Consider the following 7,946-nt stretch of genomic DNA (forward strand, 5'->3'; position numbering starts at 1 on the left):
AAAACCAAGGAATTCATGCGTTGCTTTTAGTTCAACAACATATAACCCATAACCATTAGTTTTAAAATTAGTTTGAATGTTAATATAAAAATCATTTGTTTCTGCGGCTGATAATACCTTTGGAAAATATTCCATTACCGTTTGATCAGCATTTAGTGCTTGAAATGCTGCTAAATCAGTTTGCTTCCACATTCGGATTATTAATCGTGCTGTTTCAAATAAAATCATTTGTTACTCCTATTTCTAATTCAATTATAAATAAAAAATGCAATTGCCATTATTTTGATAATTGCATTTTTTTACTAATTGTATTAACAATATTTTCAACATTAAAACCAAAATATTCTAATACATCATGGAATGGTCCTGATTGTCCAAAAGTGTCGATTCCAAAGTTTAATCCTGTATTTGAAGTATAACGTTCTCAACCAAAGGTTGTTCCTAATTCAATTGAAGCAATCAACGCTGTTGGCTCTAATAATTTTGTTTTATAAGTAATATCTTGTTTATCAAATAATTCCCACGATGGCATTGAGATTACTTTTACATTAATTTTCTTATCATGTTCTAATTTTTTCGCAACCACAATTGCCATACTTACTTCACTACCTGTTGCAACTAAAACAACATCATTATGATGTTCTGAACCATAAACTTGATATGCCCCTTTTTTAACCATTTCAACGCTAGAATGTTCTAGTTCTGGTAAATCTTGTCGCGTAATTAAAATAGCACTTGGGGTATGACGAGATTGCAAGGCAAGATGATAAGCTCCTAATGTTTCATTAAAATCAGCCGGGCGAAAGACATTTAAATTTGGTTGACTTCGTAACATTGCTAACTGTTCAATTGGTTGATGTGTTGGTCCATCTTCACCAACGGCAATTGAATCATGTGATAAAACATAAACAACTGGAATTTCCATTAATGAACTTAATCTAATTGCTGGTTTCATATAATCAGAAAAAACAAAAAAGCCACTAGCAAATGATAATAAACCACGATGTAAACAAATTCCATTATTAATAGCGGTCATTGCGAACTCACGAACCCCATAAGCTAGATTACGTCCTATTCGATTTTCAGCGCCATAAACACCATCAGCACCTTTTGCTTTTGTACTACCACTTAAATCAGCACTACCACCAATTCAATTTGGAATAATACTTGAAATTCGGTCAATAATAGCACCACTACTAATTCGTGTTGCTTGCGGTTTAGTTGGTTTTAAATCAAGAAATTGTTCTGGATTAAAAGTAAAGTTCCCATGAATTGCTTCATCTACTTCTTTCCCAAATGCTGGATTTTCCTGACAAAATGCTTCATACATTTTTAATCATTGTTCATACTTTTTAATTCCACGGTTTTTAACATTAACTTCAAAATCATCATAAACTTCACCAGGAATTTCAAATGGTTTTTCAGTTCATCCTAATAAATTACGAACAGTTTCAATATCTGTTCCCAATGGTGCGCCATGAACTGCTGGGGTGCCTTGTTTCGTTGCCCCAAATCCAATTACTGTTTTAACTTCAATTAACGTTGGTTTATCACTTTTTTTTGCTTTAATAATAGCTTCGTTAATTGCTTCAACATCATTCCCATCTTTAATAAAAAGATAACTTCAATTTGCTGCTTGAAAACGATCACCAATTTTCTCACTTTGCGCAACATTAACCATATTATCTAATTGAACATCATTTGAATCAAATAGGACAATTAATTTATTTAATTTTCAATGTCCAGCTAAAGAAATTGCTTCTTGAGTTACCCCTTCTTGTAAATCACCATCACCACATAAAACATAAGTATAATGATCAAAAAGTGAATATTTTTTTGTATTATACTTGGCTGCTAAATGAGACTCTGCTAATGCTAAGCCAACTGCTGTTGCAATTCCTTGTCCTAATGGGCCAGTAGTAACATCAACTCCGGGTGTCAAATATGACTCCGGATGACCAGGAGTAATTGAATCAACTTGGCGAAAATTACGTAAATCTTCAATGTTAAGGTCAAATCCTGATAAATGTAATAAAGAATATAATAAAGCACTTCCATGTCCTGCTGCTAAAACAAACCGATCACGGTTAGTTCATTTATCAACTTGCGGATTAACATTTAAATGTTTAGTAAATAAAGTGTAAGCCATTGGCGCAGCACCAAGAACAATACCTGGGTGTCCTGAATTAGCTTTATTAACTGCTTCAATTCCTAACATTCTAATTGCATCAATTGATTTTTTCATTCTGTATTCTCCTTTTTATACACTATTTAATTAATATTCATATTAACATTGTACAACGAATTAAAAGAAAGATATTTATAATTTACAAAATAATTGCTTAAATCTTACTTTTTTTGATTATTAATTTATAATAAGAAAAAGTTTATATTTAAAAATAGAAAAAGAGTGATGGTAGTGGTCAAATATTTGTTCAAGAGTCGTGATAATGTCCTTTAGCTTTGCCAAAAGAACACATTTTAAATATATAATAATGAATGGAGAACTTTTATATGCAAAAGATGTTAAATAATATTATATTTGGAACTATTCACTCTTCTTTTTGGTTGATAATCTCAAATTCTATTTTTGATGGTAAAAAATAAAAACATTTTGATGATGCAAAAAAGAGTTGAAAAACAACTTTATTATCAGTTAGTTCACAAATTAATTCTTAAAATTACTATTATTACTTCATATTTTAAATTTATTACTTTGTTCAATAATTATTTCTTAAATAATAGTAAAATTAATTTATATAAGATAACACCACAAACAAAACAAGAAAGCAAAGGATGTGATAACAAAAATGACAACTAAATTACGTAGTTGAAAAACAGTACTAATTATACAAGGAATTTTAATGGGAACTTTATTTTCCTTTTTGCCTTTTGAAATTTATCAAAAATTTGGACTCACAAAAATTTGATTTTTTCTATTACTCCCAACTGCAATGTTCTTCTTTACTCCGTTATGAGCAAAAATAAAAAAGAAAAAAGATAACATCTTTATCTTACAAATTAATAGTTTTTTTCTTTTTGTTTTTGTTTCTTTACTAATGATAATTAATTTCTTTGATAATAATTTAATCATTTATTTTTATCCGCTTTTACTCTTCGCAACTGGCGTTTTTGTTGCGGGAATGGTTCCTTTTACAATGGAAATCATTCGGAGTTATGCCCGTCAACATCAATTAAAAACAAATCCAAGTCTTTATTTTACCTTGGGTAGTGTTGTTACCATTATTATTCCCTTTTTATTTCAATATTTCTTAAATGATTTAGGAACTAATATTGCTTTACAAACATATTTCACGTTGATTACTTTAATTAATTTTAGTTTAATCTTTTTTAATCATGATTTAAAAACAAAAGAAGTTACCTTTAAAATTAATCCAACGAGTTGGAAAACATTAAAAACAAATCGACAATTTTGAAGTTATTTATACTCATCAAGTTTTTTATATAGTATTAATGAAGTATTTGGTTACTTATTACCAGTTTTAATTTTTAAAGATACAACATTAATGATCATTGCGATTGGAGTTTTATATGTTATTCGAAAACTAAGTTACTTACTTGGATATTTGATTAAAACCAATACTATTACTATTAAACGCGATGTTTGTTATAATACTATTATTGCTATTATCGCTGTTGCTCTATTATTAGGATTAACAATCACTTATTTGATGCAACAAACACAATTAAATCACCTTTTATATTTAACGCTTGGGTTGGGGGGTAGTCAAATTTTACTTGACCTTTGTTTAGGGCATTTAAGCCGCATTCAAAAAAATAACATTATTAGTTTAGTTGGAACTGAACATCTAACATTAGCTTTAATGTTTGAACATGTTTTTGGTCATGCTATTTTTAGCCTATTGTTAGCTATTATCATTATTCCAATTATTATTAATTTTCATACAATAATGTTAACTTATATCATTATTTACAGTGTTATTATTGCCATGATAATGTTAGGTTGTTGTTTTGTTTTGATAAAACCAAGCATTAAAACAGAACTAAAACCAAAACAATAAATAATAATTTAATTTATTAAATTTAACCTTTTTTAATATAAAAATTACCAAAATAAACAGCTGATCAAGGTGAATAAGCTATTGAACCATAGAAAGATTTATCCCCAAGCATAAAACTAAAACTATACCCTTTTCCTCTAGCATTAATTTGTAAAGTATCATCATCTTTTACCCTTCATGTTGGATACTTTTGTTTTAATCTACCAACTGCATCATCAATATTGAATAAATTAATTCCTGGTAATGTACTAATTTCAGGACGATTAATAAAATCTTGTACTAATGGTTTTAACGAGTCCATGTAGTTCCTTGCGGCTTTCATTTGATCAAAAACATTACTTGGTACAACTAATTGTTGATAACGAAGATATGATTCGACACGATATGTTTCAAAAAATTTCACAACAATTTGACTGTAATCCATCAACTTTGTTTTTAAACCCTCTTTTGAAATTGCAATAATAACTGCTAAAGCATTTTCAGTATTATTTTCAATTACACCATTTAATGTTAACCCAGCAACTGTTAATTTTGATAAATTAACAGTAAAACTAGCTAATTGTAAGTCATTCCCACTAATGTTAAAAACATTTAATAGTTTCATCAAAAATTGATAAAAGGTATCAGCAGTCACCTTACTACTATCAAAAGGTCCCTCTCCTGCTCAAACATAAACTGTATTTTCTGGCCGGGAAGGAACAGCAATCCCACTTGTAACATCATTTAAAGCTCTCATTTGTAATAACAACAATTCTTGGTCAGCGTTTCATGTTACATATTCTTTAATCTCTGCTAGTTCAGGATCACTATTAATTAAGGTTGTTAACTGTTGTTGAATAATATTATCCAAATCAATATGACGTTTTGAATAATTAATATAAAAATTATCATATAAAGTTCTAAATCCAGGTGTTTTATCTAAAATAATTTTTCCTTTCTCATTAAAAAAACGAACAACAACTTTTGATAATTTTGAGACAATTCCACTTTGTAATTTTTTTATTTTAGCAGTGTCATTTGAAATGGTATATTGAATGACATAATCAGAAGTCATCACATATGTTTTAAACTGAACTTGAAAGCGAAACTTAAAATCAATTCGCCCGGCTTTTAAATTACTTAAGTCTTTTTCACCATTAATTTTTCCTAATGTTACAAGGTCAATATAATGTAAAGTATACCTTGAACTATTTAATAATTTTAGTGGTTTTGAATCAACATAATAATTTGAATACTCATTTGTAATAACATTATTAATGTTATTAAAGGCAATATTAAATTTACTATCTAAAATATTTAAAACAGGAGTAACATCAGGATTGTTTTTATTTAAGATTGCAGTTGATAACTCTTTAGTAACCAACGCATATAATTTATCAAAATCAACATCAGAATGATCATTAGTATCAAAGGTTGAACTATTTTGTGAAAATTCTAAAAAAGCATCAATTGCTTGTTTTGAAATTTTGTCTAAGATTTCAATATCCTTAAAACTTCCCGTNTCNTCNTCNTCNTCNTCNTCNTCNTCGACTATTGTTTCAGGGTTGACGGTACATCCAACAAGAGCTGTTCCAAATCCCCCACTTAAATTAGCAATTCCTACTAAAGTTAATAATTTTTTCATATTTTTTCTCCTAATATTTTTCTATCGGGTGTGAAAATAATTATATAAAAAAAAATACAAGAAACAAATATGCTTAATGTTAAAGATTATACCTTATTTTCTAATTCCTAATTCTTCAATGATTGCTTTATATTCATTAAAATCAGTTTTAATTAAGTAAGCAAGCAAATGCTTTCTTTGTGCTACTTTTTGTAATAAACTTCTTCTTGAAACAATATCTTTACGATGAATTTTCAAGTGAGCAGTTAAATTGTTAATATCTTCTGTTAAAATAGAAATTTGTACTTTTGTTGAACCAGTATCTTTAGCATTTTGACCAAATTTTGATACTAATTCTGCTTTTCTTTCTTTTGAAACCATTATAAATTTCTCCCTTCATTGTTGTGGCTCATAACGTTAAATCAAAGCATTTAAGAAATGGTTATCTTAAATCAACGAAATAACAATATTATTAATATTATGCTTTATTTGCAAAAAATGCAAGAGTATCAGCTAAATCTTGTTCTAAAAGATTAACTAATTCGGTTAAGTTATTTATTTTAATATTTTCACGCAAATATTTTTTAAAATAAACAATAATTTCTTGTTCATATAAATTTAAATTAGCATCTAATAAATATGTTTCAACAACTTCTTTTCCTTCAAATAACCGATATGAAGTCATTGATGGGTAAAGATGTCCTTGTGCTCACGTTTCTGTAACATAAACCCCATAAGGCAAAATTACTTTTTGTGGTAAATACATATTGGCAGTTGGAAAATTAATTGTTCGCCCAATTTGTTTCCCTGGTTTTACTTTCCCACACAAATGATAATCTTCATATAATAATTTATTTGCAGCTGGTAAATCATAATTTAATAATAAATTACGAATTGTTGTTGAAGAAAAAACATCATCTTGCCGATTAATTAAATAAACATTTTCTTGACCAAAAAAAGTAATAATTTGTTTAAAATCCCCTTCGCGATTTTTCCCAAACCGAAAATCAGATCCAATTACAATTTTAATAACATTAAACCGTTCTTTTAATATTGTTAAAAATTGTTGCGCTGATAAATTCATAAATTCACTTGTCACTGGAACGTCTAAATAATAATCAAAATTTAATTTTGCTGCTGTTTCCTGTTTTGACCTATTATCTAATAATTTTGTATCAGTTTGATGTAAAAAATCAGTAACACTTTGTGACATTGTAAAAAATAATGCCGCTAAATTTTGTTCTGCTTTAATTTCCATTAAACGATTAATTAGTTTTAAATGCCCTAAATGAAAACCATCAAATAGCCCTAAGGAAACAATTTTTGCTTCATTATTAGCTAATTTATTTCATGTTAAAATTTTCATTAATAATGATCATCCTTATCTATTTTTTGTTGTTGATTTGTATCAATATTTGCCCATAATCCCCGTTGACAAGCATAAACATGTTTACCAATATGTTTATAAATTGCTAAAACATTTTTGTTTTTATCAATGATAAAAATAATTGGATCAGTATGATTAATAATAACAATTGGTTTTCCTTGTCTAATTTCTTCATCATAATGATAAAGTAACAACTGTTGTTTATTTGTAAACAAGGCATCATACATTGAAATTAAACGATTAAAATTTACTTCTTCTGGAGCAATTGCTTTCGATAACAAAAAGTTTCCTGATTGTGTTCGACATAAACTCTTAACCGTTGCAATTGTATTTAATTTTGCAGCAAGATCAATAACTAAACTACGAATATATGTTCCTTTGGTACATAATACACTAAAGGTAATGGTATGGTCATGATGATTATATTTTTTCAACTTAATTTCCTTAATCGTAACTGTTCGTGGTTTAATTTCAACTTCTTCATCGCGCCGAGCATATTCATAGAGTTTCTTCCCATTAACTTTAATAGCAGAATATTTAGGCGGATATTGCTCATACATAAACCCATTAAATTCACTAAAAATTTTTTTCAATTGTTTTTTGCGCAGTTTAAAGGGAGTTTCTTCCTTAATAACATTACCAGTAATATCACCAGTATCTGTTTCAACAAATAATTTCATTTCGACATCATAAGCTTTATCTGCTGTTAACAAATATTCACTCATTTTCGTAGCATTATTCACTAATACCACTAAAAGACCTGTTGCTAAAGGGTCTAAAGTTCCAGCATGGCCAACTTTTTTAATCATCAAGGTTTTTTTAATATCTTGAATAATTTGATGACTTGTTTTCCCAACTGGTTTATTAATTAAAAAAATACCATCATGCATATGTTAAAATCACCCACTTCTTG

Annotated in this window: 7 protein-coding genes; 2 read left to right on the forward strand and 5 right to left on the reverse strand. The window is 28.1% G+C overall.

Going from position 1 to position 7,946, the window contains the following annotated elements; translation table 4 throughout:
- Both TS70_RS05220 and tkt read right to left on the reverse strand, forming a co-directional pair.
- Positions 1 to 228 (reverse strand): GNAT family N-acetyltransferase (locus TS70_RS05220; RefSeq protein ID WP_198049621.1); only part of this gene is annotated, 228 nt, incomplete at its 3' end.
- 49 nt (positions 229 to 277) lie between these two features.
- Positions 278 to 2,245, reverse strand: coding sequence for a transketolase (gene tkt / locus TS70_RS05225; RefSeq protein ID WP_127093197.1), 1,968 nt, complete (start codon positions 2,243 to 2,245; stop codon positions 278 to 280).
- A gap of 348 nt (positions 2,246 to 2,593) precedes the next feature.
- On the opposite strand from tkt, the gene TS70_RS05230 reads away from it, so the two are divergent.
- The gene (locus TS70_RS05230; RefSeq protein WP_040093633.1) at positions 2,594 to 2,821 is read left to right on the forward strand and encodes a hypothetical protein; all 228 of its coding nucleotides are present in this window, start codon (positions 2,594 to 2,596) and stop codon (positions 2,819 to 2,821) included.
- On the forward strand, positions 2,811 to 4,043 hold the full coding sequence (locus TS70_RS05235) for a hypothetical protein (RefSeq protein WP_198049622.1): 1,233 nt from the start codon (positions 2,811 to 2,813) through the stop codon (positions 4,041 to 4,043). Before TS70_RS05230 ends, TS70_RS05235 begins: the two co-directional genes overlap by 11 nt.
- A gap of 1,717 nt (positions 4,044 to 5,760) precedes the next feature.
- Here the strand turns inward: TS70_RS05235 and rpsO are convergent.
- From rpsO to truB, 3 genes are all read right to left on the reverse strand, one after another.
- Entirely contained in the window at positions 5,761 to 6,027 is a 267-nt protein-coding gene (rpsO, locus tag TS70_RS05245) for a 30S ribosomal protein S15 (protein WP_040093642.1), read from the reverse strand.
- Between the two features lie 97 nt (positions 6,028 to 6,124).
- Positions 6,125 to 7,012, reverse strand: coding sequence for a riboflavin kinase (locus tag TS70_RS05250; protein WP_040093643.1), 888 nt, complete (start codon positions 7,010 to 7,012; stop codon positions 6,125 to 6,127).
- Positions 7,012 to 7,923, reverse strand: a complete 912-nt coding sequence (truB, locus tag TS70_RS05255; RefSeq protein ID WP_040093644.1) for a tRNA pseudouridine(55) synthase TruB — start codon at positions 7,921 to 7,923, stop codon at positions 7,012 to 7,014. Before truB ends, TS70_RS05250 begins: the two co-directional genes overlap by 1 nt.
- Positions 7,924 to 7,946 lie beyond the last annotated feature (23 nt).

Origin of the sequence: Spiroplasma sp. hyd1 (assembly GCF_016082235.1) — a bacterium.
Taxonomy (GTDB): domain Bacteria; phylum Bacillota_I; class Bacilli_A; order Mycoplasmatales; family Mycoplasmataceae; genus Spiroplasma; species Spiroplasma poulsonii.